The sequence below is a fragment of the Micromonospora palythoicola genome, from assembly GCF_036689795.1.
Classification (GTDB): domain Bacteria; phylum Actinomycetota; class Actinomycetes; order Mycobacteriales; family Micromonosporaceae; genus Micromonospora; species Micromonospora palythoicola.
Map to the genome: position 1 here is coordinate 92,282 of NZ_JBAGKI010000001.1, position 25,591 is coordinate 117,872.

Annotated in this window: 24 protein-coding genes; 8 read left to right on the forward strand and 16 right to left on the reverse strand. The window is 73.3% G+C overall.

The window, feature by feature from the left end; translation table 11 throughout:
• Positions 1-30 precede the first annotated feature (30 nt).
• From V5O40_RS00380 to mtrA, 3 genes are read right to left on the reverse strand one after another with little or no spacing between them, the layout of a single operon-like run.
• Positions 31-1,830, reverse strand: coding sequence for an LpqB family beta-propeller domain-containing protein (locus tag V5O40_RS00380; protein WP_332903543.1), 1,800 nt, complete (start codon positions 1,828-1,830; stop codon positions 31-33).
• On the reverse strand, positions 1,827-3,596 hold the full coding sequence (mtrB, locus tag V5O40_RS00385; protein WP_332903544.1) for an MtrAB system histidine kinase MtrB: 1,770 nt from the start codon (positions 3,594-3,596) through the stop codon (positions 1,827-1,829). Before mtrB ends, V5O40_RS00380 begins: the two co-directional genes overlap by 4 nt.
• 13 nt (positions 3,597-3,609) lie before the next feature.
• Entirely contained in the window at positions 3,610-4,299 is a 690-nt protein-coding gene (gene mtrA / locus V5O40_RS00390; protein WP_164449927.1) for an MtrAB system response regulator MtrA, read from the reverse strand.
• A gap of 208 nt (positions 4,300-4,507) precedes the next feature.
• On the opposite strand from mtrA, the gene V5O40_RS00395 reads away from it, so the two are divergent.
• Genes V5O40_RS00395 through V5O40_RS00415 form a run of 5 tightly spaced genes read left to right on the forward strand, consistent with a single transcriptional unit; the run spans position 4,508 to position 9,588 of the window.
• Positions 4,508-5,350 carry a hypothetical protein gene (locus V5O40_RS00395; protein WP_332903545.1) on the forward strand — a complete coding sequence of 281 codons (843 nt, stop codon included), beginning with the start codon at positions 4,508-4,510 and terminating at the stop codon, positions 5,348-5,350.
• Positions 5,347-5,922 (forward strand): DUF4129 domain-containing protein, encoded by a 576-nt coding sequence (locus V5O40_RS00400; RefSeq protein ID WP_332903546.1) that lies wholly within the window; start codon positions 5,347-5,349, stop codon positions 5,920-5,922. Before V5O40_RS00395 ends, V5O40_RS00400 begins: the two co-directional genes overlap by 4 nt.
• On the forward strand, positions 5,919-7,298 hold the full coding sequence (locus V5O40_RS00405; protein WP_332903547.1) for a DUF4350 domain-containing protein: 1,380 nt from the start codon (positions 5,919-5,921) through the stop codon (positions 7,296-7,298). The genes V5O40_RS00400 and V5O40_RS00405 overlap by 4 nt, the downstream gene beginning before the upstream one ends.
• 11 nt (positions 7,299-7,309) lie before the next feature.
• Complete coding sequence (locus V5O40_RS00410) at positions 7,310-8,281, forward strand: AAA family ATPase (protein WP_332903655.1); 972 nt, start codon at positions 7,310-7,312, stop codon at positions 8,279-8,281.
• Positions 8,278-9,588, forward strand: coding sequence for a DUF58 domain-containing protein (locus tag V5O40_RS00415; RefSeq protein WP_332903548.1), 1,311 nt, complete (start codon positions 8,278-8,280; stop codon positions 9,586-9,588). Before V5O40_RS00410 ends, V5O40_RS00415 begins: the two co-directional genes overlap by 4 nt.
• 106 nt (positions 9,589-9,694) lie before the next feature.
• Here V5O40_RS00415 and V5O40_RS00420 read toward each other — a convergent pair whose 3' ends face one another.
• On the reverse strand, positions 9,695-10,660 hold the full coding sequence (locus tag V5O40_RS00420) for a stage II sporulation protein M (RefSeq protein ID WP_332903549.1): 966 nt from the start codon (positions 10,658-10,660) through the stop codon (positions 9,695-9,697).
• Between the two features lie 41 nt (positions 10,661-10,701).
• Here V5O40_RS00420 and V5O40_RS00425 point away from each other — a divergent pair, with 41 nt between their 5' ends.
• Together V5O40_RS00425 and V5O40_RS00430 are read left to right on the forward strand one after the other, a co-directional pair.
• Entirely contained in the window at positions 10,702-11,595 is an 894-nt protein-coding gene (locus V5O40_RS00425; RefSeq protein ID WP_332903550.1) for an RDD family protein, read from the forward strand.
• Complete coding sequence (locus tag V5O40_RS00430; RefSeq protein ID WP_332903551.1) at positions 11,592-11,744, forward strand: hypothetical protein; 153 nt, start codon at positions 11,592-11,594, stop codon at positions 11,742-11,744. The genes V5O40_RS00425 and V5O40_RS00430 overlap by 4 nt, the downstream gene beginning before the upstream one ends.
• A gap of 116 nt (positions 11,745-11,860) precedes the next feature.
• Here the strand turns inward: V5O40_RS00430 and ahcY are convergent, their stop codons facing one another.
• From ahcY to V5O40_RS00470, 8 genes are all read right to left on the reverse strand, one after another.
• Positions 11,861-13,360, reverse strand: a complete 1,500-nt coding sequence (gene ahcY, locus V5O40_RS00435) for an adenosylhomocysteinase (RefSeq protein ID WP_332903552.1) — start codon at positions 13,358-13,360, stop codon at positions 11,861-11,863.
• Between the two features lie 292 nt (positions 13,361-13,652).
• Positions 13,653-14,810: a mannose-6-phosphate isomerase, class I gene (gene manA, locus V5O40_RS00440; protein WP_332903553.1), complete on the reverse strand. Its 1,158-nt coding sequence runs from the start codon at positions 14,808-14,810 to the stop codon at positions 13,653-13,655.
• A gap of 3 nt (positions 14,811-14,813) precedes the next feature.
• Positions 14,814-15,767, reverse strand: a complete 954-nt coding sequence (locus tag V5O40_RS00445) for a cation diffusion facilitator family transporter (protein ID WP_332903554.1) — start codon at positions 15,765-15,767, stop codon at positions 14,814-14,816.
• Positions 15,764-16,960 (reverse strand): SIS domain-containing protein, encoded by a 1,197-nt coding sequence (locus V5O40_RS00450; RefSeq protein ID WP_099847458.1) that lies wholly within the window; start codon positions 16,958-16,960, stop codon positions 15,764-15,766. The genes V5O40_RS00445 and V5O40_RS00450 overlap by 4 nt, the downstream gene beginning before the upstream one ends.
• Positions 16,957-17,139 carry a Trm112 family protein gene (locus V5O40_RS00455; RefSeq protein ID WP_164446020.1) on the reverse strand — a complete coding sequence of 61 codons (183 nt, stop codon included), beginning with the start codon at positions 17,137-17,139 and terminating at the stop codon, positions 16,957-16,959. Before V5O40_RS00455 ends, V5O40_RS00450 begins: the two co-directional genes overlap by 4 nt.
• A 62-nt stretch (positions 17,140-17,201) precedes the next feature.
• Complete coding sequence (locus V5O40_RS00460) at positions 17,202-18,581, reverse strand: phosphomannomutase/phosphoglucomutase (RefSeq protein WP_332903555.1); 1,380 nt, start codon at positions 18,579-18,581, stop codon at positions 17,202-17,204.
• 69 nt (positions 18,582-18,650) lie between these two features.
• Positions 18,651-19,994 carry a hypothetical protein gene (locus V5O40_RS00465; protein WP_332903556.1) on the reverse strand — a complete coding sequence of 448 codons (1,344 nt, stop codon included), beginning with the start codon at positions 19,992-19,994 and terminating at the stop codon, positions 18,651-18,653.
• Between the two features lie 126 nt (positions 19,995-20,120).
• Positions 20,121-20,351: a hypothetical protein gene (locus V5O40_RS00470; protein ID WP_332903557.1), complete on the reverse strand. Its 231-nt coding sequence runs from the start codon at positions 20,349-20,351 to the stop codon at positions 20,121-20,123.
• 145 nt (positions 20,352-20,496) lie between these two features.
• Here V5O40_RS00470 and V5O40_RS00475 point away from each other — a divergent pair, with 145 nt between their 5' ends.
• The gene (locus V5O40_RS00475) at positions 20,497-21,708 is read left to right on the forward strand and encodes an SUKH-3 domain-containing protein (protein WP_332903558.1); all 1,212 of its coding nucleotides are present in this window, start codon (positions 20,497-20,499) and stop codon (positions 21,706-21,708) included.
• A gap of 85 nt (positions 21,709-21,793) precedes the next feature.
• On the opposite strand, the gene V5O40_RS00480 is transcribed toward V5O40_RS00475, so the two are convergent.
• The 4 genes from V5O40_RS00480 to V5O40_RS00495 form a co-directional block, all read right to left on the reverse strand.
• Complete coding sequence (locus V5O40_RS00480) at positions 21,794-22,474, reverse strand: hypothetical protein (protein ID WP_332903559.1); 681 nt, start codon at positions 22,472-22,474, stop codon at positions 21,794-21,796.
• Positions 22,475-22,594: 120 nt separating this feature from the next.
• Positions 22,595-23,230: a M15 family metallopeptidase gene (locus V5O40_RS00485; protein ID WP_332903560.1), complete on the reverse strand. Its 636-nt coding sequence runs from the start codon at positions 23,228-23,230 to the stop codon at positions 22,595-22,597.
• Positions 23,227-24,351 (reverse strand): D-alanine--D-alanine ligase family protein, encoded by a 1,125-nt coding sequence (locus tag V5O40_RS00490; protein ID WP_332903561.1) that lies wholly within the window; start codon positions 24,349-24,351, stop codon positions 23,227-23,229. Before V5O40_RS00490 ends, V5O40_RS00485 begins: the two co-directional genes overlap by 4 nt.
• The gene (locus V5O40_RS00495; protein WP_332903562.1) at positions 24,348-25,463 is read right to left on the reverse strand and encodes a threonine ammonia-lyase; all 1,116 of its coding nucleotides are present in this window, start codon (positions 25,461-25,463) and stop codon (positions 24,348-24,350) included. Before V5O40_RS00495 ends, V5O40_RS00490 begins: the two co-directional genes overlap by 4 nt.
• Positions 25,464-25,591: the final 128 nt, after the last annotated feature.

Here is a 25,591-nt window from a genome sequence, read left to right on the forward strand (position 1 = left end):
GGTCAGCCCAGAGCCCCCCGGTCACGGCACTCAGTACAGGAAGACGGGTGCGGTGGGGTTGCCCGGACGCACACCCGCCGGCGGCGGCGTCACGTCCTGGACCTGGTCCCGATTGATCCGGTCGAACGGGTTGCTGCGGTACGCGACCCCGTTCGCCTCGTACATGAACGAGCCGGCCAGCGGGGAGCGCTCGGCGATGGCGGGGTACGCGGCGAGGTGATCGACCTGGCTGCCGGTGTCCTCCCGCAGCGGAGTCTCCAGCGCACCGTCCACGCTCACGTCGTAGATCGCCGGACGCCCGGCCGAGCCGGCCACCAGCAGAAGGTTCGCCGCCGACCAGTCCACCGCGGTGGCGTCGCTCAGCGAGCTGACCAACCGCCGGGCCGGGCCCACGGTGGGCACCTCACCCTCCCAGTTGATCGCGGCGACGTGCAGCGTGCCGTCGACGATCAGCGCGAGCCGGTGCCCGTCCAGGGCGGCCGCCACCGCGGTGACCCGGCCCGGCAGGCCGAGCTGAACCTGCCGCGTCGTCGCCTGACTGTCGAAGCGGTAGAGCCGGCCGTCGGCCACCACCAGGCCGGCCGGCCGGGCACCGTCGCTGCGGATCCAGACCGGGCGGCTCATCGCGGCGTACCTGCTGGTGCCGGTGGTGAGGGTTTCCACCACGCCACCACCGCGGCCGACGGCCAGTCGCTGCCGCCCGTCCGCACCGGCCACCACGGCGGCGACCAGGACGTCGTTGTCGATGCGACGCAGCCCGGCGGAGACGATGTCGTGGTTCACCTCGGCTGCCAGCGGCACCGAGCCGGCGGCCTCGCCGACCACGGTCAGCGCGTGGATGGCCCCCTCGTAGACGCAGTACCGCCGGGCGTTGACCTCGACCGGGTCCAGGGGATTCAGCCTGCGCTGCTCCGCGAGGTCGACCACCTTGCGGGACTGGTTGAGGATCTTGACCTCGACGGTGCCGTGCAACTCCCGCAGGGACCACGCCAACTGGGTGGCGAGCTGCTCCAGTCGCTGCTCGTCGGCGCCCGGCATGTCGAGGTTGACCTCCCACCGGCCGTCCGAGCCGGTGGCATTGTTGATCATTTCGGTGCGGTCGGGCAGGCCGGCGACACCGATCCGCAGCCAGTCCGAGGGGCCGGCGGTCAACCACCGGATCACCTCGCTCACCCGCCGCTCCGGTGGCACGGCCGAGGAGAGGTACCGCTGGTCGGGCACGAGCTGGGTGCGGTCGGAGTTCCAGAAGTAGATCGCCTCCGCCTGGTAGTACCGGCGCAGCGCGTCGTCGCTGAGCAGCAGCACGTTCGGCGGGTCGCTGACGTAGTACCCGGCGTCGTCCTCTCCGGTCGGACCGGCGCTGACCAGCCGGAACTCGTACGTCGAATCGGTGGCCACCGGCGGCACCAGCATCCCGTTGGCCCGCAGCAGGCCGACCTGCTGCACGCTGATGGTCACCTTCATGCTGTCCACGTCCGGTTCGATCACCGGGTCGTCGGTGAGCCGCACCACCGACAGCGCCACCTCGCTGCCCTGCTTGTCCGGCAGCCGGTCGCGCTCGGAGGTCGCGATGAACCGGGTGACCCGCTCGTACGCCCGGTCGGGCTCGCCGGCCGCCGCAGCCAGGAAGTTGCGCACGAACGCCTCGGCGTCGCTGCCGCTGGCCTCCCGCGTCGGCGGTTCGGTGCCGCGGCCCAGCGACCAGTTCGTCTCCGCGGCCGGCCCACGCTGCTCGATCTGCACCGCGCTGCGGTCGGGGATGCCGCAGCCGGCGGCAACGCCCAGCACCAGGACGCCACCGAGGGCCCCGGTCAGCAACCGTCGTCTCACGAGCCCACCTCCGCGCGCCGCTGCTCGGCCGACGGCGACGCCTCGGGTGCCGGGCCGATGGCCAGCGTGCCGGCCGGCCCCGGTCCGATGGCCAGCAGTCCGCCTGCGGGCGCGCCGCCGAACGGCAGCGTGGCGTCGGCCGGCACCAGCCGCAGCGGCGAGGTGGTCAGCCGGTCACCGGCCCGCGCCGGCAGGGTGAGCCGGAACTGGGCGCCCTGTCCCGGGGCGCCCCACGCCTCCAGCCAACCGCCGTGCAGTCGGGCGTCCTCCAGGCTGATCGACAGGCCCAGGCCGGTCCCGCCGGTCTGCCGCGCCCGCGACGGGTCGGCCCGCCAGAACCGGTTGAAGACCAGCTTCTCCTCGCCCGGCTTGAGCCCGACACCGTGGTCACGCACGGTCAGCGCGACGGCGGTCTCGTCCACGCCCAGCGTGATCCGCACCGGCCGTCCCTCGCCGTGCTCGACGGCGTTGCCGACCAGGTTGCGCAGCACCCGTTCCACCCGGCGGGGGTCGATCTCGGCGATCACCGGGGCGGCCGGGACGTCCAGTTCGATGGCCACCCCTACCCGCTCGGCCAGCCCGGTCAGCCGGTCGGCCACCCGGTGGACCACCGGCACCAGGTCGGTCGGCTCGGCGTCGAGCACCGCGAAACCCGCGTCGAACCGGCTGATCTCCAGCAGGTCGGTCAGCAGTTCCTCGAAGCGGTCCAGCTCGGCCTGGAGCAGCTCGGCACTGCGCGCCACCGCCGGATCGAACTCGTCACGTTCGGCGAAGATCAGGTCAGCGGCCATCCGTACCGTGGTCAGCGGGGTCCGCAGTTCGTGCGACACGTCGGAGGTGAACCGGCGTTGCAGTCGGGACATCTCCTCCAGTCGCAGGATCTGCCGTTGCAGGTTGGTGGCCATCTGGTTGAACGAGGCCGCGAGCAGCGCCAGGTCGTCCTCACCGTTGACGGCCATCCGCTGGTCGAGCAGGCCGGCCGAGAGTCGCTGGGCGGTCCGGGCGGCGACCCGTACCGGGATCACCACCAGGCGGGTCACCAGCGCGGCGAGCAGGCCGAGCAGCAGCACCAGGGCGACTCCGGTGGCCACCACGGTGGCCCGCGCCTGTGTGGCCGTGGTGTCCTGCAGGGTCAGCGGCACGAAGTAGTACAGCTCCACCTGACCGAACCGGGTCGGCACCGGCGAGCCGTAGACGAGGTACTTCGTCTCGGCGTCCCCGGTGAGCCGGCCGGTACGGATCTGGTTGGCCACGTTGCCGTCGGCCACCGCGGCACGCAGCTCGGCGCTGATCAGCGGCCGGACGTTAGCCGAGGGTGAGGTGCGCGGCTCGATCACGCCGGGCCAGTTGTCCGCGGTGAGGGCCACCACCACGCCGCTGTTCTGCTGGGGGTCGCCACCGGCCAGGTAGTTGACCGTGCCGTCGATCGTCTCCTGGAGCTGAGCCTCCTGAGGCTGGCTGTAGAGGCTGAACTGCTTGGCCGCGTACTCCGCGCCGTTGAGCACCCGCAACTGGACGTCGGTCTTGGCGTTGTCCAGCAGGATGCTCGTGATCTTGTCGGCGATCAGGTAGGCGAAGCCGCCGACCAGCAGGCTGGACGTCACCAACGTGATGGTCACCACCCGCACCTGCAACGAGCGACGCCAGGTCTGGTGCAGCCTCGCCAGTGATCGGGCCAGTCGGCCTCTCACCCCACGCCACAACTCCCACCCGGCGCCCTGTCGGCGGGAGGTCGGATCGAGATCGGGGGTCGGGGAGGTGGCCACAGTGCGACCAAGGCTATCCGGTACCCGCCTTGTAGCCCACGCCGCGAACGGTGAGGATGATTTCGGGTCGCTCCGGATCCGGCTCGATCTTGGCACGTAGTCGCTGCACGTGCACGTTGACCAGCCGGGTGTCCGCCGCGTGCCGGTACCCCCAGACCTGCTCCAGCAGCACCTCGCGGGTGAAGACCTGACGCGGTTTGCGGGCGAGCGCGACCAGCAGGTCGAACTCCAGCGGCGTCAGCTTCACCTCCTCGCCGTTGCGGCTGACGGTGTGCGCCGGCACGTCGATGGCGATCTGGTTGCCGGGCGGGCCGATGGTGAGCAGTTCCGGCGCGGCGTCCTCGCCCCGGCGCAACCGCGCCCGCATCCGGGCCACCAGTTCCTTCGGCTTGAACGGCTTGACCACGTAGTCGTCGGCACCGGACTCCAGACCGAGGACGACGTCGACCGTGTCGCTCTTGGCGGTCAACATCACGATCGGCACTCCGGACTCGCCCCGGATCGCCCGCGCCACGTCGATACCGCTCATTCCGGGCAGCATCAGGTCAAGCAGGACGATATCGGGCCGACTGTCGCGGAACGCGGCCAATGCCCGTTCCCCGTCGGCCACGAACGAGGGCATGAAGCCTTCGCTGCGCAGCACGATGCCGAGCATCTCGGCGAGCGCGGGGTCGTCGTCGACCACCAGTACCCGGGCTCTCATGGGGTTAATGGTTCCATCCCGTCAGTTCGGTGGGCTCGGCGTCACCCGCACGCTACTGCCGTCAGGTGGGCCGTGCCCAGCACCGCTCGGTTGTACCGCCCGCACGTGCCACCCCGGGGGCGGGTCTGCACCCAGGGCGACCGCGCGTGTCAACATGATCCCCGGGTGCGCCCCAGCGCGCCACCATCACCGCCTCCCAGGAGTACGCGTGCCCGACACCGGCCCGACCGTCGTACTCCCCGGCCGCCCGCTGACCACCGGCGAACTGCTCGACTCCGCGGTGCTGCTGCTCCGCGGCCAGGCGCCGGTCCTGCTTCCCGTCGCCGCCGTGCTGGCCGCCGCCGAACAGCTCGTGCTGCTGCCCCTGCGGAGCGCCGTGCGTGCCACCGCGCCGCTGTGGTGGGTGTCCGACGCGGACGATCTCGGCACCTTCTGGTTCCTGCTCGCCCTGGGCGCGGCGACCGAGGTGATGATCATTATGCTGCTCGGCAATCCGGCCGCCCGCGCCGCCGCCCGGGCGCTGGTCGGTCGCCGGTCCACCGCCGCCGACGCGTGGGGCCCCGGTGGCCGCTGGGGCGCCACCGTCCTGCTCGCCCCCGCGGTCGGCGCGGTCATGCTGCTGGCGGCCCTGCTCGGCCCCGCCTGGTTCGTCGGATTCGCCCTGCTGGGGGCGGTGGCGCCGGCACTCGTGGTCGACCGGGTCGCGCCGGTACGCGCGATCAACCGCTCCGCCGCGCTCGCGGTACGGGTGGGTGGGCGGGCCGCCGCGCTGCGGGTACTGGGCTATCTCGTCTGGTGGATCATCCGGGTCGGGCTCGGCTGGGGGACGTTCACCGGCCTGACCACGCTCGGCCTGACCACCGAGGGCTGGGCCGGTGCCGTGGCGATGCTGGTCTGGGCGGCCGTGAACGCGGTCGCCTACGCCGCGCTGGCCTGCCTGGACGCGGTCCTGCACCTGGAGACCCGGATCCGCACCGAGGGTCTGGACATCCGGCTCTCCCGCGCGCCCGGCGCCGCGCGTACCCCGGAACTGCTGGCGGTCGGCGGATGAGCTTCAGCCGGTGGTGGACCGAGACCATCGCCGCTCTCGGCGATCAGCTGCCGCTGCCGCTGGCCGCGCTGCTGCTGGTGCTGGTCACGGCGCTCACCGCGACGGCCTGGTACACCTTCCCCAGCTGGCTGCCCCGCCGACTGCCCCGGCCGCGCCGACGCCGACGCACCGGTGCCGGTAGCGGGAAACCCGAGGCCGCACCGCCGACGACCGTCGCCGCACCGCCGCCCGCCGGTCCGGTCGCCACCATCCCGGTGGCCGACCGGCTGGCCGCCGAGGGCCGCTACGACGAGGCGGTCCGCGAGCGGCTGCACGTCATGCTCCACCAGCTCACCGACCGCGACGTGGTGCGGGTCCGGCCCGGCATGACCGTCGCCGAGGTGGTCACCGACGCGGCCACCAACCATCCACCGGCCGGGCCGCCACTGACCGCCGCCGCCGGCATCTTCTCGGAGGTGTGGTACGCGCAACGCCCGGCCACCGCCGAACACGATCACCGGATGCGTGACCACGCCGCTCGGCTGGGAGAACTGCTCGCCGAGGCCCCGCCCAGGAAGGACGACGACCGGTGAGCACACGGGGTCGCCGCCACCGGATCATCGTCCCGCCGCTGGTGGGGTTGCTGCTGATCGTCGTCACCCTGGTCACCCGGGAGATCGACCAGCCGGACCAGACCGACCGGGGCTTCCTCTCCCCCGTGGCGTCCGGTGACCACGGTGGCAGCCGGCTCGCCGCGAGCCTGGGTGAGCGCGGGGTGCTGGTGCAGCGGGAGACCGACACGGTCCGGGCGTTGCTGGCCACCCGGCCCGGCCCGGCCACCCTGTTCGTCCCGGCACCCGAGCTGCTGCACCCGCGCACCGTCAGCTACCTGGGCCTGCTGCCCGGCGGCACCCGGCTGGTGCTTGTCGACCCGCCCAGGCGGGTGCTGGCCGCCGCCGGACTGCCGCTGCGCCCGGCGGGCCGGCGGTGGGCGGCCCGGGCCGTGTCACCGCACGGCGTCGACCGGCCCTGCCCACTGGCCGAGGTCCCGCCCGCCGCCACCGCCGCCGTCGCCCGCCAGCGGTACGCACCGACCGGCCCTCCGGACAGTGTCGATCTCTGCTACGGCGGCGGCCTGGCCCGCCTGCCCGGAGCCGCCGAGAGCGTGGTGGTGGGTGCCAGCGACCCGTTCCGCAACGGTCGGATCGACGAATTGGACAACCTGGCCTTCGCCACCGGACTGCTCGCCACCTCCGGCCGGGTGGTCTGGCTCGACCTGGACGGCCCGGCACCGCCGCCACCCGAACCCAGTCCCGCGCCGACCCGGCCACTGCCGGACCGCGACGCCGACCTCGACGAGCGCGGTGACCCGGAGGAGCCGGACAGCGGCGGCGACGGCGAGACGGCACCGGGCGGCCGTCCGGACGGTGAGGCGGCCGGTCCCGAAGGACGGGACTCCGCCGGAGAGCCCAACCCGCTCTGGTCGGCCTTCCCCGCGTGGTTCTGGGCGCTGCTGCTGCAACTCGGCCTGGCGGCTCTGCTTGTCGCCATCGGTCGGGCCCGGCGTCTCGGCCCGCCCACGCCGGAGCCGCTGCCGGTGTCCGTGCCCGCCGCCGAGACGGTTCTCGGCCGGGGACGGCTCTACCAGCGGGCACGCGCCCGGGAGAGCACCGCCCGAGTGCTCCGGACCGCGACGCTCGCCCGACTGGCACGACGCGTGCACCTGCCGGCCGAGGCACCACCGGCCACTCTCGCCGCCACGGTCGCCGCCGGCACCGGCGACCGACCCGACGCCATCCACGAGCTGCTCTACGGCGACGCGCCGCGAACCGACCGGGACCTGCTGGAGCTGGCCGGTGACCTGGACCGCGTGGCGCGTGCCGGCGAGTCCAGCCCCGCGCGGCCCGTCACCGACCCACCGGCCCAGCCCCGACTGCCGAAGCCCCGATCCGAAGGAGACCCCCGGTGACCCGACCCGCGATGACCGTGGACCCGCTCGCCGCCGATCCCAGTCGGGCCGCGCTGCACCGGCTCCGCGCCGAGGTGGCCAAGGCGGTCGTGGGGCAGGAGGGTGTGGTCACCGGGCTGATCGTCGCGCTGCTCTGCCGTGGTCACGTGCTGCTGGAGGGGGTGCCCGGGGTCGCCAAGACGCTGCTGGTGCGTACCGTGGCCGCCGCACTGGATCTGGGCTCGCGGCGGGTGCAGTTCACCCCCGACCTGATGCCCGGCGACGTCACCGGTTCGATGGTCTTCGACGCGCGGACCGCGGCGTTCACCTTCCGCGAGGGGCCGGTGTTCACCAACCTGCTGCTCGCCGACGAGATCAACCGCACCCCGCCGAAGACCCAGTCGGCACTCCTGGAGGTGATGGAGGAGCGGCAGGTCACCGTCGAGGGCGAGCAGCGCGTCCTGCCCGACCCGTTCATCGTCGCCGCCACCCAGAATCCGGTCGAGTACGAGGGCACCTACCCGCTGCCGGAGGCCCAGCTGGACCGTTTCCTGCTCAAACTCACCGTGCCGCTGCCCAGCCGGGACGAGGAACTGGGGGTGCTCCGGGCCCACCACGCCGGTTTCGATCCCCGGGAGCTGACCGCCGCCGGCGTACGCCCGGTGGCGGACGCGGCCGACCTCGCCGCGGCACGCGCGGCGGTGGGGCGGGTGCACGTCGCCGAACCGCTGCTCGGCTACGTCGTCGACCTGTGCCGGGCCACGCGCGCCACCCCCGCGCTGGAGCTGGGCGCCTCGCCGCGCGGTGCGACGGCCCTGCTCGGCACCGCGAAGGCATGGGCGTGGCTGAACGGACGCGATCACGTGGTGCCCGACGACGTCAAGGCGATGGCGCGACCGACCCTGCGGCACCGGCTGCGCCTGCGGCCGGAGGCCGAGCTCGAGGGTGTCGGGGTGGACCCGGTCCTGGACACGGTGCTGGCCACCGTGCCGACTCCGCGATGACCTGGCGGGTGGCGGCGCTGCTGGCGGCAGGGGCGCTGACCCTGCCGTGGTGGCCGGCACCCTTCGTCGGGGTGGCGGTGATGGTCGGCGTGGTGCTGCTGCTGGTCGGGCTCGACCTCGCGCTCGCCGCGCCGCTGCGGGCGCTGACCGCCGAACGGACCGGCGAGCGGGCGGTACGGCTCGGTGGTACCGCCACCGTCACGCTGTACCTGCGCAACGGCTCCGGCCGGCCGCTGCGGGCGCGGGTACGTGACGCCTGGGTGCCGTCGGCCGGGGCCCGGCCGGAGGTGCCACCGACCCGGGTGGTGCGGGCCGCACCCGGTGCGGTGCTCGCGCTGCCCACCCACCTCACTCCCACCCGCCGGGGCGACCGACCCGCCGTGGCCCTGACCGTCCGCACGCTGGGCCCGCTCGGGTTGGCGTACCGGCAGCGGGGTGGCCGGCCCGGCACGCCACCGTGGACGGTACGGGTGCTGCCCCGCTTCGACTCGCGCCGGCACCTGCCGGAACGGCTGTCGCGGCTGCGCGTCATCGACGGCACGCAACTCGGCCGGGGACGCGGGCCGGGGACCGAGTTCGACGCGCTGCGGGAGTACGTGTCCGGCGACGACGTGCGCTCCATCGACTGGCGAGCCAGCGCCCGGCGGGCCGAGGTGCTGGTGCGTACCTGGCGCCCGGAACGGGACCGGCGGTTGATCTGCGTGCTGGACACCGGGCGCACCTCGGCGGTACGGGTGGGCGACGAGCCACGGCTGGACGCCGCGATCGAGGCGGCGCTGCTGCTCACCGCGTTGGCGGCACGGGCGGGTGACCGGGTGGACGTGCTCGCCGCCGATGCCGCCACCCGGGCCTCGGTGGGTGGTGCCGAACGGCCGGGGCAGTGGAGCCGGTTGGCGCACGCGCTGGCCCCGCTGCAACCCGCGCTGGTGGAGACCGATTTCCGGCTGATCGCGGGCGAACTGCTCCGGCGGCACCGCCCGCGCAGCCTGGTGGTGCTGCTCACCGCCCTGGAACCCGGCGCGCTCGGTGAGGGTTTGTTGCCGGTGCTGCCCCGGCTGGCCGCCCGGCACCGGGTGGTGGTGGCCGCGGCGCAGGACCCGGTACTGGCCCGGCTCACCGCCGTACCCCCGCGACGTCCGGCGGACGCCTACGCCGCTGCCGCCGCCTGGCGCACGCTCGCCGAACGCGACCGCCTCGCCCAGGCGCTCACCCGCCACCACGTCACAGTGGTGGACGCCCCCGCGACCCACCTGGCCCCCGCCCTGGCCGACACCTACCTGACCCTAAAATCCCAAGCCCTCCTCTAACCCACCCCCACCCCCCACCCCCCACCCCCTCCCACCCCCGCCGACACCCCGTTGATCATGAGGTTAGCGGCAAAGTTGATCTCCAATACTGCCGCTAACCTCATGATCAACGCGGAGAATCCGGGGGGTCCGGGGGGTGGGTGGGGCGGGGGGCGAGGGTGAGGGGGTAGGCGAGGAAGGCGAGCCAGGCGGTGACGCCTATGGCGATGCGGAGGGGGGTCGGCAGGGGGGCGGGGGTGATGAAGGCCTCGATCAGTGCCGCGACGGCGAAGAGGGCGACCAGGCCCACGGCGACCAGCACGCCGTCGCGTCCCGCCCGGGCCACCGCCTGCCCCCGGGTCAACTGCTCCGGCGGTGCGATCCACGCCCACCCGATACGCAGTCCGACCCCGGCGGCGACGAACACCCCGGTCAGCTCCAGCAACCCGTGCGGGGTGATCAGACCGAAGAAGACGTCCGCGCGGCCATAGGAGACCATCACCCCACCGACCACGCCGATGTTCATCGCGTTCTGCCACAGCAGGTAGCCGACGGGCACGATCAACACCCCCGCCGCCAGGCACTTCGCCGCAAGCCAGGCGTTGTGCGTCCACAGGTGGAAGGCGAACGTCGGCGCGGAGAACTCGGTGTAGTAGCCGGCGAAGCCGGACTCGACCAGGTTGGCGGCCTCGTCGTCGCCGATGAATGCCGCCGCCGTCTCCGGGTTGTCCGCCACGAACCACATCAGGGTGAAGGTGAGCAGGGTGAAGGCGGTCGCCACCGCACACCACCACGGCGCCGCCCGCCAGATCGCACCGGGCAGGTCGGCCAGCAGGAATCGTCGTACGGCCGTCCAGGACGGTCGGGACCGACCGGTGAGCCGCGCCCGCGCCCGGAGCACCAGCTGGGACAGCTCGCTGACCAGCGCCGGGTCCGGCGAGCGGCTACGCAGCACCGACAGTTGGGTGGTGACCCGCTGGTAGAGCGCGACCAGCTCGTCGACCTCGGCCGCGTCGAGCCGTGGCTGACCACAGAGCTGGTTCAGCCGACGCCACTGCCCGCCGTGCTCCGCGACGTACGCGTCGACATCCACCGGCCACCTCCGACCGCGCGATCATAGTGTTCACTGTCGGGGTGAGCACAGCGGCACGAGCGTGGACCATCCCGGGCTGGGGTGACGCCGGGCTGGTCAGCGGCGAGGCGGTCGAGCTGGACGTGCGGGCCGCGCGGATCGGCTCCCGGGCGCTCGCCCTCCTGATCGACGTGCTCGTGCAGCTGGTCGCCGGGCTGCTGCTCGCCGCGCTGACCGGGCTGGTGCTGGCCGCCCTGCCGTACGGGGTGCTCGACGCGGCGATGGAACGCGCCCTGCTCACCATCGGGCTGGTCCTGCTGCTGGTCGGCTATCCGGTGCTCTGCGAACGGTTCAACGACGGCCGGACGCCGGGCAAGGCGGCGGTCGGGCTGCGGGTGGTCAGCCTCGACGGCGCCCCCGTCGGGTTCCGGCAGTCGCTGACCCGGGCACTGGTCGGGGTCGCCGTGGAGTGGCCGGGTCTGGTGCTGCCGCTGCTGTCCTGGGCGGTCGGGCTGACCGTGATGCTCAGCGACGCCCGTGGCCGGCGACTGGGCGACCTGGCGGCGGGCACCCTGGTGGTGCACACCCGGACCGCGACGAGATGGCGCTCGGTCCCGGCGATGGTGCCGGAACTGGCCGGCTGGGCGTACTCGGTGGACCTGAGCCGGTTGGACGCGGAGCTGGCGCTGGCCGTACGGCAGTACCTGGCCCGGGCCCACGGGTTCAGCCAGCCAGCGCGCGGCGAACTGGCCCGGCTGCTGTGGTGGCAGGTCGCCGCGGTGACCAGCCCGCCACCTCCGGCCGGCCGGCCGGAGGTGATGTACCTGGCCGCCGTCATCGCCGAGCGGCATCGACGGGCCCGTCGCCTGCTCGCCGGCGAACGCGCGCTCACCGAGGCGTTGTGGCCGCAGTTGCCGGGTGCACCGTCCGACGATCGACCTGGGAGGTCAGGATGAGGGCTTTCGTGCCGTGGCTGGCGGTGCTCGCGGTGGTGCTGCTGCTCAGCGCGCTGCGGCTGCGCACCCTCGCGGCGCTGGTCTCGGTGGCCTGGCTGGTCTGGTGTGTCTGGACCTGGGTCCGCCCCACCCGGCAACGTCCGCGCTGACCGCGCCCACCCCGCCTGGCGACCGGCACGCGCCATGCCGGTCGGTGCGGCACCGCGACCGCACGGCCGCCCTCCGGGGCCGGCCACGGCGGTCGGCCCCGGAGGTGACGCGATGCTCAGTAGCGGTAGTGGTCCGGCTTGAACGGGCCTTCCACGGCGACGCCGAGGTAGGCGGCCTGCTCCTTGGACAGCGTGGTCAGCTTGGCGCCGAGCGCGTCCAGGTGCAGCCGGGCGACCTTCTCGTCGAGGTGCTTGGGCAGCACGTACACGCCGATCGGGTACTCGTCGGTCTTGGTGTACAGCTCGATCTGGGCGATCGTCTGGTTGGCGAACGAGTTCGACATGACGAAGCTGGGGTGGCCGGTGGCGTTGCCCAGGTTCAGCAGGCGACCCTCGGAGAGCACGATGATCGCGTGACCGTCGTCGAACTTCCAGAGGTCGACCTGCGGCTTGATGTTCTCCCGGGTGACATCCGAACGCTTGGCCAGACCGGCCATGTCGATCTCGTTGTCGAAGTGGCCGATGTTGCCGACGATGGCCTGGTGCTTCATCCGGGCCATGTGCTCGTTCGTGATGACGTCGTAGCAGCCGGTGGCGGTGATGAAGATGTCGGCGGTCTCGACCACGTCGTCCAGGGTGGCGACCTGGTAGCCGTCCATCGCCGCCTGGAGCGCGCAGATCGGGTCGACCTCGGTCACCACGACCCGGGCGCCCTGGCCGCGCAGCGACTCGGCGCAGCCCTTGCCGACGTCGCCGTAGCCGAACACGACGGCCATCTTGCCGCCGATGAGCGTGTCGGTGGCCCGGTTGATGCCGTCGATCAGCGAGTGGCGGCAGCCGTACTTGTTGTCGAACTTGCTCTTGGTCACCGAGTCGTTGACGTTGATCGCCGGGAAGAGCAACGTGCCGGCGCGGTGCATCTCGTAGAGCCGGTGCACGCCGGTGGTGGTCTCCTCGGTGACGCCCTTGATGCCGGCGGCGATCCGCGTCCACCGCTGGCCGCTCGCGGCCAGCGAGCGGTGCAGCAGGCCGAGGATGACCGCGTACTCCTCGGAGTCGGCGGACTCGACCGGCGGCACGGCTCCGGCCTTCTCGAACTCGGCGCCCTTGTGGACGAGCAGCGTGGCGTCGCCACCGTCGTCCAGGATCATGTTCGGGCCGTCCCCGTCGGGCCAGTCGAGCACCTGCTCGGTGCACCACCAGTACTCCTCGAGGGTCTCGCCCTTCCAGGCGTACACCGGGACACCGGACGGGGCGTCGGCGGTGCCCTGCGGGCCGACCACGACCGCGGCGGCGGCGTGGTCCTGGGTGGAGAAGATGTTGCACGACGCCCAGCGGACCTGCGCGCCGAGTGCCACCAGGGTCTCGATCAGCACGGCGGTCTGGATCGTCATGTGCAGCGACCCGGTGATCCGCGCTCCCGCTAGCGGCTGCGCGTCGGCGAACTCGCGCCGGATCGCCATCAGACCGGGCATCTCGTGCTCGGCGAGACGGATCTCCTTGCGCCCGAACTCGGCGAGCGAGAGATCCGCCACCTTGAAGTCGCCCTCGGCGACAGTACGCGGCCGGGCCTCGGACGACGTGCCGCTTGCGGACGCCGGGAGGGTGCTGGTCATGAAAGCTCCTGTCGGACGATGGTGCTGCGCAACCTCCCACCTTACGCGCGTTCACGACACGCGGTCGGGGTGGTGACGGACAGCGCACGGGGCGGCCGGTGTGGACGTGTGCCGTCCAACTCCGCCCGCCCCGTGCATCCCCCCGGTTTGGTTCCCCCGCGCGTTCTCGGACCATCGTCGCGATAACGCTACGCACCCATAGAGTCACACTGAGCAAGAGTCGAGTCAAGCCATTTCGGGAAATTCGGACTTGTTGGTCGGTGGTCGGTCGCCCGCCGAGCGCAGGGAAGGTTCAGACCTGCCCGGTCGAGGCGATGTACGTCTCACCCGCACCGGTGACCGTGAGTGAACCACCCGCCGCCGGGCCGACCGCGGCTCGACCGGACCCGAGGGTCACCGGCGCCACCCCGTCGGTCACCGTGACCCGGCCACCGGTGCACAGCACCACCCGGGGACCCGGCACCGCCAACGTCACCTCGCGTCGGCCACCACCGACGGTCACCCGGTGCAACGCGAAGTCGTCCACCGGCACCGGCCAGGTCAGCACCCCGTCGGCGACCTCCTGCGGTGCGACAACCGGCCGGTCGAGCACCTCGAACCGGAGCACCCGCAGCAGTTCGGCGACGTCCACGTGCTTCGGGGTCAAGCCGCCCCGCAGCACGTTGTCGCTGGCGGCCATCACCTCCACGCCGGTACCCCGCAGGTACGCGTGCAGGTTCCCGGCCGGCATCCAGATCGCCTCACCGGCCGCCAGCCGCACCCGGTTGAGCAGCAACGCCACCAGCACTCCCGGATCTGCCGGGTACGCCTCGGCCAACCGGGCCACCAGGTCCGCGTCCGGGCCCTGCGCCGCCCGGGCCGCCGCCACCAGCCCGGCACGCTCCGCCGTCGGCCACTCCAACAGCCGGCGTACGGCCTCGGCCAGCCCCGCCGGCCCGGCGGCCAACGCGTCGAGCACCGGCCGCAGCTGCGGTACGCCCAGTGCGGCGAGCGCCCGCGCCGAGGCGGCGGGATCCCGGAACCCGCACAGCGCCTCCATCGGCCCGAGCGCCACCAGCAGCTCCGGCTTGTGGAACGGGTCGACGTAGTTGCGGTGCCCGCCGGAACGGGCCTGCTCGGCGGCGTGACCCACCCGCGCCTGCTCGGCGTCCGGATGGGCCTGGAGACTCAGCGGAGCCGCCGCGGCCAGCACCTTGAGCAGGAACGGCAGCCGGAGCCCGAACCGGTCGAGCACCGGCCGGCCGAGCCACCGGACCGGCTCGGCGGCGAGCACCTCGGTGAGCGGAATCCGCCCGCCGTCGCGCTCGACGGCGGCCGGCGCACCCGGATGCGCGCCAAGCCACAGCTCCGCCTCGGGCGCCGCGCTCGGCACCGGCCGCCCCTGAAGTTCGGCGATCGCCGATCGGGAACCCCAGGCGTAGTCCTTGATCGGCCCGTGCAGCGGTTCCACCGGTCAGCTCCCACCGCGTCCGGACGCGGTGGCGGGACCGGCGGTGCTCCGGTAGATGTCCGGTTCGAGGTAGATGACCCGGGCGACCGGCACGGCGGCCCGGATCCGCCGCTCCACCGCGTCGATGCCCCGGGCGACCTCCTCGGCGCTGTCGCACCGCGGCACCGCGATCTTCGCGGCCACCATCAGCTCCTCCGGACCGAGGTAGAGGGTCTTCATATGGATGATCCGCTCCACCTCGGGACCGGCCGTGACCGCCCGCTCGATGGCCGAGACGTCCGCGGGCTCCGCCCCCTCACCCAGCAGCAGGCTCTTGGTCTCCACGGCCAGCACGATCGCGATGGTCACCAGCAGCAGACCGATCATCGCGGTGCCGGCCGCGTCCCACCGGCCGTTACCGGTGGCCAGGGTCATGCCCACCCCGAACAGGGCGAAGACCAGGCCGACAAGCGCGCCGAGATCCTCCAGCAGGACCACCGGCAGCTCCGGCGCCTTCGACCGGCGGATGAACCTGGTCCAGGACTCGCCGCCCCGGACCAGGTTCGACTCCCGGACGGCGGTACGGAAGGAGAACGACTCCATCACGATCGCCGCGAGCAGCACGGTCACCGGCACCCAGTGCCAGCTGGTGATGCCGTGCGGGTCGGACCACTTGTGCCACGCCTCGTAGAGCGCGAACAGACCACCCAGGCTGAACAGCACGATCGAGACGATGAACGCGTAGACGTAGCGCTCCCGGCCGTAGCCGAAGGGGTGTTCCGGGGTGGCGGCCCGGCGGGCCCGCTTGCCACCGAGCAGCAGCAGGGCCTGGTTGCCCGAGTCGGCGACCGAGTGGATGGACTCGGCGAGCATCGACGACGAACTCGTCAACAGGTAGGCCACGAACTTCGTCACGGCGATACCGACGTTGGCGAGCAGTGCGGCGATGATCGCCTTGGTGCCACCCTGTGTGCTCACTGGTTGGCCAGTTCCTTCATCTCGGTGATCGCCGGGACCGCCATCGGGTCGAGGCCGTGCGCCAGGGCCAGGTAGATCGACGCGAAGTCCGGCACCGCCACCAGCGAGGCCAGCCGCTCCAGCGCCGAGCCGCCCTCGGCGGTGACCACGTCGCACCGTACGCCCCGCCGCTCGGCGAGGGTCTGCACCGCGTCCGCGCGCCGCTCCTCGACGGCGAGCGGCTCGTCGGCGTCGTCCTCGGCGTTCAGGCCACCGTCGCGCAGCAGCACCAGCCGCAGTCGGGTGCCCTCGCCGTCCGACTCGTCGGGATCGGCGAAGATGTCCCGCTCTCCCTCGGCCAGCCCCCCGAAGACGCCGTCGAGCAGCCCGACCCGACCCCGACCGGCCTCGCCGAGCGCACCGGTGACCACCGGATACCGGGCGTTGGCCGACAGGGTGTCACCGAAGCGGCGGGCGGCGACCGCCGCCAGCGGCGACGAGCCCCACACGATCGGGATCGACCCGGCCAACCCGAGGGCGAGGGACTTCGCCGGGTTGACGAAGGACTCCGCGGTCGGGCGACTGCGGTCCGCGTCGGCGTCGAGCCGGGCCGCCGTCTCCGCCAGGTCCGCCTCGTTGACCTTGACCAGGCCGAGGGCCCGGGCGGCGAGCAGTACCGGCACGGTCAGCCCCCAGAGGCTGGCCCGGGCGGGTGCCCGCCGGGGCACCGGGATGAACGGGGCGCGGGCCCGCTCGGCGACCGAGTGCAGTTGCGAGTCCGCCGGGCCCACCGCGACCAGCCGGGCACCCCGTCGGTGGGCGGCCTCGGCCGCGCCCAGTGCCTCCGGGCTGCGACCGGAGGCGCTGACCGCGATCACCACGTCGGCCGCGCCGACCCAGCCGGGTACGCCGGCGAGGCGGTGCGCGATCACCGGTACCGGGCACCGCGGCCCGGCGACCGTGGCCAGCACGTCGCCGGTGCGTCCGGCGGTGCCGATGCCGGCGATCACGACCGCCCGGGGACGTCCGTCGTCGGCGAGTACGGAGAGGTTGGCCTCGGCGGCCAGGGCGGCCGACTCGCGTACCTGCGCGCCCGCCGAGGCGGTGTGGCGCAGCATGCCGCCCGGATCGCGCTCGGCGAGGGCCTGCGGGTCGTCGAGCAGTCGTTCGTCGGCGTTGCGGTGTCCGCTGACGCCGGCCGTCCCGTCGATCACGATCCCTCCGCGGGGACGCGCGCCTCGTCCAGCAGCAGCACCGGCACGTCGTCGCGGACCTCGAAGATCCGGCCACACTCGGTGCACGTCAACGTCTGGGCCGGCGCGTCGTAGGTCAGCGGGGCATGGTGTGTGTCCGGGCAGGCGAGGATTTCCAGCAACTGCGGGTCGAGGGCCACTGCGCGGCTCCTTCCACGTGTGCGGCTTCACCGGTCGGGGGTGCCGACCGGCGCGAGCGATCTTATCGGCGAACCCGGTCGAGCACCTCGTCGCGCAGCGCGGTCATCCGCTCGGCGGTCGGTGCCTCGACGTTGAGCCGCAGCAGCGGCTCGGTGTTCGAGGCGCGCAGGTTGAACCACGCCCCGTCGGCAAAGCGCAGGGTGAGACCGTCCATCTCGTCGGCGTCGGCGTCCGGGTACGCGGCACGCACCTCGGCCACCTTGGCCGCCTGGTCCGCCACCGTCGAGTTGATCTCACCCGAGGCGACGTACCGCTCGTACTCGGCGGCCAGCGTGGACAGCGGCAGCGGCTGCTCGCCGAGCGCCGCCAGGGTGTGCATCGCGGCCAGCATCCCGGTGTCGGCGAACCAGAAGTCCCGGAAGTAGTAGTGCGCCGAGTGCTCCCCGCCGAAGACCGCGTTGGTGCGCGCCATCTCGGCCTTGATGAAGGAGTGACCCACCCGGGCCACCACCGGCTCACCGCCGTGCTCCCGAATGATCTCCGGCACCGCGCTGGAGGTGATCAGGTTGTGGATCACCGTCGACCCCGGGTGCTTGGCCAACTCCCGAGCCGCCACCAACGCCGTGATCGCCGACGGGGAGACCGGTTCGCCGCGCTCGTCGACCACGAAGCAGCGGTCGGCGTCCCCGTCGAACGCCAGACCGATGTCCGCGCCGTGCGCCACCACCGCGCGCTGCAGGTCGACCAGGTTGGCCGGATCCAGCGGGTTGGCCTCGTGGTTGGGGAACGTCCCGTCCAGCTCGAAGTACAACGGCACGATCCGCAGCGGCAGAGCCGGCAGGACGGCGTCGCCGAGCACACTCGGCACGGTGTGCCCGCCCATTCCGTTGCCGGCGTCGACCACCACGGTCAACGGCCGGATTCCGGAGAGGTCGACGAGCGTGCGCAGGTGTGCCGCGTAGTCGGGCAGCAGGTCGCGCCGCTGCGTCGGTGCGGTCGGCTCGCCGAGCGGCTCGTCCTTGTCGAGCAGGGCCTGGGCCCGGTCGCGGATCTCGGCCAGCCCGCTGTCCTGCCCGACCGGGCGGGCACCCGCGTGACAGAGCTTGATGCCGTTGTACTGAGCCGGGTTGTGGCTGGCGGTGAACATCGCCCCGGGCAGCCCCAGCGCGCCGGAGGCGTAGTAGACCATGTCGGTCGAGGCGAGCCCGATCTCGATGACCGGGCGGCCCTCGGCGCGTAGCCCGGCGGCGAAGGCGGCGGCCAGCCCGGGCCCCGAGGCCCGCATGTCGTGCCCGATCAGCACCGCCCGCCCCGGGTCACCGGCGGCGTCGAGCACCTGGGCGAAGGCGACACCGAGCGCGCCGGCGACACGCTCGTCCCACTGGTCCGGCACCGTCCCACGGACGTCGTACGCCTTCACGATCCGGGACAGATCAGACACCGGTTCCACTCCTCGCCTGCGGGTCGTCAACGAACCTGAGCGTATCGGAGCGGAGGCACCCACCCCGGCTCAGCCGCCGAGCCCGCGCCCGTACTCCGGCTCGTCGCCCTTGCCGGCCCCCGATGAACCGTCCGGCTGCCCGGGCACCCTGCCCTCGCCGGGCTCGACCGGGGGCACGACGATCGGCCCGGTCGGCCGGCCGGCGGGCGGAGCGGCCGGCGGACCGGAGGTCGGCCCGGCCGGGCCCGGGATCGGTGCGGGCGGATGACCCGGGATCGGCGCGACCGGGCCGGGAGTCGGCGGGGCCGGCGGGGCGGAGGTGGGCGGAACGGTACGCGCCGACGGCACCGCCGCGCGGGCGGAGGTGCCGGGCGGGACCGGGCGGGTCGGTTCGACCGGGTCGGCAGGCCGGGTCGCGTCACTCGGGTCGGCCGGCCGGCCACCGTACAGACCGCCGGCCGGGCGGGGTGCCGGGGTGCCGCCGTAGATCCGAGGCGTGGCGGGCCGACTCGCACCGTACGCCTGGCCGGGCGGCACCGGCGGCACGCTGCCCGGACCCGGCGGGACCGGTGGGACCGGTGCGGCACCCTGACCGCCGCCGGACCGGTAGGTGGTGCCGCCCGGGTTGCGCGGCGGCAGGGTCTCGAATCCGTCGGCCGGTCGCCCACGGTCCTTGCGATCCTTCCGGGAGCGGTAGACCAACAGGCCGATGAGCAGCGCACCGGCGGCGACCATGGCGATGCCGAAGTACATCACCGGCGACCCGCCGGAGGAATCGCTCTCGGTCTGGGTGAGGTCGTCGGTCGTCTCGGCGGCCAGCGCCACGCTGGGCGTGGCCTCGGCGGTCGGCTCCTCTGTTGGCTGGGTGCTCGGCGACGGCGACGGCGTGGGCGACGGGGAGGACGACGCCGGGGCGCGCCCCCCGACCACCCGTGACGACGCGGCGGCCCGACCCAGCACGGCGCCCCGCGCCGTGGTCGCCTCGCCGGTCACCACCAGTCGGCCATTGGGGGCCGTCGCGGCGAAGGCGACCCGGTACCGCATCGCCAGACCCTTGCCCTTGCAGAGCTCGTCCCGGGCCGGGGCGACCGGTTCGGTGGTGACGAGTCCCGCCGCGCCCGAGACACCCACCGGCACCCAGCGACCGCCCACGTTGGCCTGCACCGCCACCTGGTCGGCCCGTACGCCGGGCAGGCTCAGTCCGAGCGCGGTGCGTACCCGCACGCACCCGTCGGTGCGCTTGCGCACCTCGACGGTCACGCCCGCGGCGGAACGGCCCGCGGTGAAGCTGCCCGCCGAACGCACCCGCACCCGGTCCTCGTCGGCGTGCGCGGGTGCGCCACCGAGCGCCACCAAGGCGCCCAGGAACACGCAGACCGCCGCGATCCGCGCCGTGTGCCGACGTACCGACATGATCAACCACCGTTCCTCCCCCGACGGGGGAACGCCGGTCAGGCTACTACCGGGCCCCGACCTCGGCTGGCCATCGAGCACCCCGCATGTGCGCCGCACCACGTCTGAGCAGCAGTGTGCGGTCGCTCAGGACGCCTGGTCGGGTCCCTTGTCCGGGCCCGACCCGTCGGTGTCGTCCGCTTCGTCCTCCCGGTCCGCCGCGCTCAGCGCCAGCGCAATCGCGATGCCGAGGGCGATTCCGACGCCGATGCCGGCGGCGCCGTCCAGGGCCACCACACCGAGCACCACGCCCAGTAGCATCCCCGATGGCCAGTACCAGAGCCGGGAATCGCCGCCCTTCTTCTTCCGCTCCGCCATCGCCCGAGCGTATTGCGCCCCGTCGAGGCCCACAGCCGCCGTCGCTCGCGCCGTTCGGCGCGGCAGGACGACCGCTCACCTCACGTTCGGTAGGCTCCACCGCACGCAGCGCCACGCAACGACGGAGTCCGATAGGTTACCGGGTGTGATCGACCGCGAACAGGCCGAACAGCTCGCCGCGGTATGGGCCCGCCGCGACTCGGTGCGCCTGGGGCACGAGTGCCGACCCGCGGTCACCGAGTTCGACCTTGGCTACGTCATCACGTCCACAATGTCCACACAGGTCACCCCGCTTGCCGGCGATCTACCCACCACTGTGGTCGACAAGCGGACCGGTGAGGTGAGCACCTGGCCGAGGGTGTCGCCGGACGTGGTGGCCCGGCTCTACCGGCGCAGCCGGGCCACCGGCCGGCCAGCTCCGCGCACCGTGGACCCGGCCGGCCAGTTGCTGCGCGAGATCCACCGGTCGCCGACGCCGACCACGACCGCGCGCCTCAGCGTCGAGCGACGGATCGTCACCGCGCAGGGCGTCAAGGGGGACGTGGAACTCAACCATCACCCGCTGGTCCGGGCGTACCTCGACAGCCAGCCCACCGGCCATCTGGTGCGCGGGGCGACCCGGCACGCGGAGTTCGTGGCGGTTTCCGACGTCCTGTACAAGTTCGACCAGGGCCGCACCGCCGAGGGCATCACCGCCCTGAGCATGGGCGACGCGAAGGAGCTGCTGACGTCGGCTCGCCTCGAGGTGTTCCAGGTACGCGAGCCGGGCGATCCGCACGGTGGGCCAGCCGAGCGGCCCTGTGACTCCTGCCTGAACATGCTCGTGGAGTTCAACGTCCTGGCCGGCGCCGAACGGGCCCACACCACGCCCTGGTTCCCGGAACCGGCCCCCGCCGCGGTGCCCGGCCGGTTTCCTCCGCAGGTGGCGCAGGCGCTGGTCGCCGCCGGCTGGCGGCCGCACCCCGCTGGCGTGGCCGCGCTGGGCCCAGCGGGCCACCAGGTCGGCGCGGCTGCCGGCCGGGCCCACGGGCTCGCCGCCGTCGGTGCCCTTCCGCGCCTGCGCAGCCAACGGCGCGGGCCCGGTGAACAGGTGTGGATCTCGCGCTTCGACATCGACCCCCGCCAGGTCGCCCGGACCGCCGAGTCGCTGCGGGACTTCGCGGCGGTCGTCGGCACCCGGATGCACCCGATCGGCACCGAGAGCCGGCACAGCATCGTCGCGGCCGACGAACTGGGCCGGATCTTCGCGCTGGACCAGGCCGGCGAGTGGTTTCTCGGGATCGACATCGACGCCGCGCTCACCACCCTGCTGCTCGGCCGCGCCCCGGCCCGGGTACGCGACGACGGCGGTTGGTGACGCCGCCGGTCAGCGCCCCATACCGGTCAGCGCGGTCGACGCGGCGGACATGACGCCGGCCGGTAACCCGGCCTCGGTCCGGGCGTCAGCCCAGCACCTCGACGACGTTGTTGCGCACCAGGTTCTTGCCCGGCTCCCGGATCTGCTCCATCGCGGCGGAGTTCAGCAGCACGCAGCTGCCCGAGGGACCGGTCACGGTGACCGTGGTCGCCCGGTCGTTGTCCAGGTTGGTCACCCGCAACCGGGTGCCCACCGGGAAGCGGTCACTCGTCGCGGCCGGTGCGGCGGCCTCCTCGAAGAAGGTGATCGCGCCCCGACAGGCCGACCCGGCCACCGGACGGGCCGCCGGCGGTGAGGCCGAGCCGGGTCGGTCGCCGATCACGCCCGGCCGTCCCGCGCCCGGCTGCGCGGCGACGTCGCCGATCCGCTCGACCACGTTGCGTCGGATCACGTTCTTGCCGGGCTCCCGGACGAGTTCCATCGCGGCGGCGTTGAGCAGCACGCAACTGCCCGACGGGCCGACGACGGTCACCTCCGCCGATCTGTCGTTGTCCAGGTTCGTCACCCGCAGCCGGGTACCGACGGGGAACTGGTTGCTGGTGGCGGCCGGGTCGCCCGCCTCGGCCGAGAACGTGATCGACCCGGCGCAGACGCTCTGCCGGGTCGGTGCGCTGTCCGCGAACCCGAGTCCGGTGCCGACCGCCACCGTCGCCGCGGCGATCACCGCCACCCCCGCCGCCAGCACGTGCTTCCGCTGCAGCTTCACCTGTTTCTCCCGTCCTCACACCCGTGTGTTCGAGGGCTGGTACGGCCGGGGAGCGCTTCGCAGTTCATCACCGTGACACTCGTCGAAAACAAAGCTTCGAGTGAGCCCGCGACAAAACCGTCATACCGGGCCGTAACGGGTATGCGGGGCACCGGTCAGCAACGCCCAGTAGCGATCCCCGTACGACCAGTGCCACCATTCGGTCGGGTAGTTCACCAGGCCGGCCCCGCGCAGGGCGGCAGCCATGATCTGCCGGTGCCGGCGGGCGTCGGCGCCGATCGACGAGGCGGCGGTGAAGCAGGCGTTGTCGCTCGCCTCCGGGGTGGCGTCCACCGCCGTGCCCATGTCCAGCTCGACGCCGTCCACGGTGCACAACGTGAGATCCACCGCGCCGCCGGTGCTGTGCGGGGCCACCTCCACCGGTGAGACGAACTTGGTGGTCTCCCGGTACAGCCGCTCCGGCGACCAGTCCGGGTGGCTGCGGCGCAGCTCCTCCCGGTAGCCGGTGAAGATGTCCAACTGCGCCTGGTGGGGCCGGTAGCCCTCGACGATCAGCAGGCGCATCCCGTCGGGCAGCGCGCGCTGCGCCGCCAACAGGCGGTCCACCACTGGCCGGCGCAGCCGCGCGTACGCACCGGTCGGATCGGCTGCCCGCGCGTCCAGCCGCAGTTCGGGAACCTCGCGCAGGTCGACCAACGGCGCACCGTCATCGGCGCCGCGGACCGCCGCGACCCGCGGATCGCAGAGCAGGATCATCGTCCGGCTCCCCCGCCGGGCCGCTGCACGTGCCGGGCGAAGGCCAACGCGACGAGACGATCCAGGATCTCCCGGTAGTCGACACCGGCCGCCGCCCACACCTTCGGGTACATCGAGTGCGCGGTGAAGCCCGGCATGGTGTTCAACTCGTTGACGTACAACTCGCCGGCGACCTCGTCGAACAGGAAGTCGACCCGGGCCAGGCCCCAGCCACCGATCGCGGCGAACGCCCGCACGGACAGGTCCCGGATCCGCTCGGTCACCTCCGGGGGCAGCGAGGCCGGGACGATCATCGGATCGGTGTCGCCGAAGTACTTCTGGCGGTAGTCGAACCAGCCGCCACTGACCCGTACCTCGCCGACCGCTGACGCGTCCGGGCGGGTGCCGCCGAGCACACCGCACTCCAGCTCCCGACCGCTGACCCCCTGTTCCACCACGACCACCGTGTCGTGTCGCAGCGCCTCCTCGATCGCCGCCGCCAGATCGTCGCCCTCGGCCACCCGGGAGATGCCGATCGAGGAGCCCATCCGGGCCGGCTTGACGAACACCGGGCGACGCAGGCCCAGCACCAGCTTTTCCGGATCCTCCGTGGTCCGGTAGGTGGTCGCGTCGAAGGAGACGTGCGGGGTGATCGGCACTCCCTCGGCCCGCAACGCCCGCTTCATCGCCACCTTGTCCATGCCCACGGCCGAAGCCAGAATGCCGCACCCGACGTACGGCACACCCAGGGATTCGAGCAGCCCCTGCACCACCCCGTCCTCACCGAACGGACCGTGCAGCACCGGAAAGACCACGTCCAGCTCGGCGTGCACCGCGCCGGGGGCGTCCATCGCGGTCACCACCGCCGTGCCGGACCGCGGCCCGGCCCGCAACTCCACCGCCGGACCGATCACCGTCAGCCGGTCGTCGATCGCCCGCTCGGACGGCGTGCCGGCGAGAAACCCGGACAGCGCCGCGTCCGGCACGAGCCGCAACCCGCCGGTACGGGTCACCCCGATGGCGACGATGCGGTAACCACCGCCGGCCAGCGCCCGAGCCACGCCGAGCGCGGAGGCGCAGGAGACGTCGTGCTCCGCCGACGGGCCGCCGAACAGAATTCCAATGCGTACCGGCGCGCTCACGCCACTGCCACCTCTTCCTCGATTCGGGCGGTCGCCGTCAGTCGGGCGACCAGTTCCGGTTCCACGTTTCCGCCGGTCAGCACCACGCCGATCGTGCGCTGCCGGGCACCGGCCGCCGCCGGCAACCGCTCGGCGGCGGTCAACCGCCGCGTCCCGCCCGACCCGAGCGAGCGCAGCCCGTGGTCGGTGCCGAGCGAGTGCGGCCTCCAGTCGGCGGCGACCCGTAGCGCGCCGGCCAGGCCCGCCGCTCCCGACGGTTCGGCCAGCACCTTCAGTTCCAGCAGCAGCAACCGGAAGGCCGCCGCGATCTCGTCGTCGTCCACCCGCACCACGGCACGCAGCCGGTCGCGCAGCACGGCGAAGGGCAGGTCACCCACACAGGACGGACGCAGTCCGTCGGCGATCGTCGGTGCCGGCGGGACCGCGACGGGTCGACCGGCGGCCAGGCTGCGGGCGAGTGAGTCGCAGCCACGGGGCTCGACCCCGTACACCTCGATCGGCCGGCCGGTCGCGGCCAGACAGGCACCGGCCGCACCACCACCCCCACCGACCGGCAGCACGAGGGCGTCCAGCGGGGTGCCGGCCCGTTCGGCCTCCTCGATCAGTTCGAGGCTGGCACTGCCCTGCCCGGCGACGACGTCCGGATGGTCGTACGCGTCGACGATCGGGTGGCCGGTCTCGTCGCTCACCCGACGGGCCACGGCCAGTCGCTCCTCGACCGTCGTACCGGCGAGCACCACCCGGGCTCCCGCCGCGCGGGCCCGGGCCACCTTCGTCGCCGCCGCGTCGACCGGAAGCACCACCGTGGCGGCCAGTGCGAACGCGCGCGCCGCGAGCGCCACCGCCACCGCGTGGTTGCCGGTGCTCTGCGCGACCACCCCGCTGCGCCCGGCCGCTGCCAGCCGACCCACCGCGAACAGCCCGCCGCGCATCTTGTACGAGCCGCCGGCCTGGAGGTTCTCCGCCTTCAGCAGCACCCGGGCACCGGCCAGCCGGTCGATCACCGGTGCGCTCAGCACCGGGGTACGCACCACCCGGCCGGCCAGCCATCGAGCTGCCTCCGGCACGTCGATCGGGGCCGGGACGGCTCCGGGGGGATCGGTGTGGGTCATGTCCTCTCCTTCGAAGTCGATCAGTGAGACGCCGTCGCCACGAGCGGTGCCACCGGCCAGGTCGCGGCCACGCCGATCAGGTCGCAGGCACGCCGAAGGTCGGGCTGCCGATCTGTTCGGCCCCGTTC